Below are 2,736 nucleotides of genomic sequence, written 5' to 3' on the forward strand. Positions count from 1 at the left end.
TTATAGTCTATAAATCATCATAATTTAACTGAGACGAAAGCCAAATTTAATTGAATAAATCAAGCATAAATATTTGATGAAGTCAGATAATTAGGGTTTGCGCTCAAAAGTCTTATGGGTGAGGGTAGGAGACAGGAGACAGGAGACAGGAGACAGGAGAAAAGGGAATTTAGAGGAGGTAGCAGTAAGAATTGTCCTTTGATTTTTCTGCCTAACTATGCGCCTAAAATACGCTCCTTTTTGAGCATGAAGAGCTGAAAACCAGGCACTTTTTTCGACCCCAAAAAGGCGAAAACCTTTATCTGTAAATACTTTTAGATTTAATCAGCAAGCCCTAATTAGTCAGGGTCATTGCCTACTGACTAATGTACGTCGCCAATCCGACTGCTCCCCTAAATGACTACTGACTACTTACCATTTATACTAAGTTTTGAAGTGCGGAATGTAGGTTAAAAAATTTAGACAAAATAGATGGTAAAATCTGAATCAAAAAGTCTCAATAAAGTGATGGTTAAAATTCAAAAAAAATTGTAAATAGAGGTAAGTAAAGATACAATAAAAAGAATTATCAAAAAGCTGAATATGAAATGGAAAATAATTAAGATAGGAATAAGTAAGACTCCTAATGAATAGGAATAATCAGAAAGAATAACTTTGAAAAGTTGCTAAAGCAAAAGAATTAATTTCCTAAGATTAATGAAATTCAAGGCATCAGGGAAAAAGGGAAGATATGATTTAACGCAAAATAAATAAAGTGCGCCTATACTAAAAATTAGTATCAAGAAAAGAATGCAATGATTGGTCCTAGCTCTGATGGTTTATCTTATTCATTAGATAACAATCCTAATAACTTTATTGTACCCCTAAATTTACTGACTCCATACCCAGAAGGTCTAAAAGCTCTAGATGGTAATGATACAGTAATAGGCTCATCAAATCCTGAACTAATTAATGGTAATAAAGGCAACGACAACCTATTTGGTGGAGAGGGTTCTGATACTTTACGAGGAGGTAGAGATAATGATTTGATTTATGCTGACCAAGGTAGCGATCAAATTTTTGGAGATTTAGGCAACGATACAATTTATGGAGATTTAGGCAACGATACAATTTTTGGAGGTAAAGAAAATGATCTTTTATTAGGTGAAGATGGTAACGATCTAATTGCTGGAGATTTAGGAAGAGATACATTAATTGGAGGAGCAGGCAATGACACATTTGTGCTACGAGAACCTCAAAATAATAGTATAGATACGGCAGATATTATTGATGATTTTGATGCTAATTTTGACAGAATAAAAATACCAGAAAACTTAACAGAAAATGACATCTTATTAACGGCAGATTCTTTATCGGGGGATACATTAATTCAGGTTCAGACAAATGGTTTAATTTTAGCAAGAATTAAAGCAATATCTGACACACAACTTGTTGAAAGTCGCTTGATTTTTGATAATACTATAAGTATAAATGAAGTTCCACAAACAGCTAGTTCTATACAGTCAAGCTTGAACAGTACTTTTGGATATGGTTTAGTTGATGCCTCAGCAGCAGTGGCCAGTGCTACTGGAGCTGCCCCTTTTCCAGATATTCCAGATATCGGCGGAAATCAGTGGGGACTAGATTTAGTCAAAGCACCAGAAGTTTGGAATCAAGGTTTTCAGGGAGAAGGTATTGTGGTAGCTGTCATTGATAGTGGTGTAGATAGTACCCATCCTGAATTAACAGGCCAAATGTGGAGCAATAGCGGTGAAATTCCCAATAATGGTATTGACGATGATGACAATGGTTATATAGATGATACCTGGGGTTGGGATTTTGTAAGTAATGATAGTGACCCAATGGATGAAGAAAGTCATGGAACTCATATCGCAGGTACAATTGCTGCAAAGAGAGATGGAGTAGGAACAACTGGAGTAGCTCCAAATGCTAAAATTATGTCTCTCCGGGTACTAAATGATGAAGGGGTGGGTAAGGTTAGCGACGGAATATCAGCCATTCTCTATGCTGTTAACAATGGAGCAGATGTAATTAACTTTAGTTCTGGTGGGAGAAATTTAGTCCCCAGCGAACTCGATGCTATTCGTTATGCTGCTGATAGAGGTGTTGTATTTGTTTCTGCTGCGGGTAATGGTAGTTCAAGCAGTCCTGATTATCCAGCAAGATTAGCTAATGAATATGGAATTGCAGTTGGATCAGTAGATCGAAATGCCAAGTTTTCTTCTTTTTCTAATAAAGCTGGTAGCGAACTGGATTATGTCGTGGCCCCAGGAGGGGATGGTTTTCCTGAAGATGCAGGAGATATTTATGGACCTGTAGCTCCTTCAATAACAGGTAATTTATATAGTTTCTTTGCTGGTACTTCTATGGCAACACCCCATGTTGCAGGTGTCGCAGCTTTAATTAAACAAGCTAATCCTAGTTTATCTGCTGAGGCAATTGAGAATATAATTATTGAGACTGCTAATTCTACTACTGTTAGTGTTTAACCTATGCCAGATGTAGAATATCACACTATAGCACTACGCAAATAGGGCGCGGAGATTCTTCTATTTCCTATAGGTACTTTGATATTTTTGAGGGTAAAAATAGCTCAAACCCTTACAGGACAAAGGAAATACATCAATAGGCTCAAAATTCCTCTTTCGGTAGCATGACCGAGGAAAACCTAGATAGATCGACAAATAAGCTAATTTGACGTTAAATTCTTGCTACGTAAGTTTTTGAGGCTATTTT

General features: G+C 36.5%; 1 protein-coding gene. It reads left to right on the plus strand.

The genetic code is table 11. The annotated features are described in order from the left end of the window. Positions 1–794 precede the first annotated feature (794 nt). A complete protein-coding gene (locus F6K13_RS27235; protein ID WP_124147619.1) occupies positions 795–2,489 on the plus strand; it encodes a S8 family serine peptidase in 1,695 nt (564 codons plus the stop codon). The last annotated feature ends 247 nt before the right edge of the window (positions 2,490–2,736 follow it).

The sequence above is a fragment of the Okeania sp. SIO2B9 genome (genome assembly GCF_010672505.1).
Taxonomy (GTDB): Bacteria; Cyanobacteriota; Cyanobacteriia; order Cyanobacteriales; family Microcoleaceae; genus Okeania; species Okeania hirsuta.

What these genes read in the sequence shown, in the direction of transcription:
- F6K13_RS27235 (WP_124147619.1), top strand. Translation starts at nt 795, where the DNA reads ATGATTGGTCCTAGCTCTGATGGTTTATCTTATTCATTAGATAACAAT.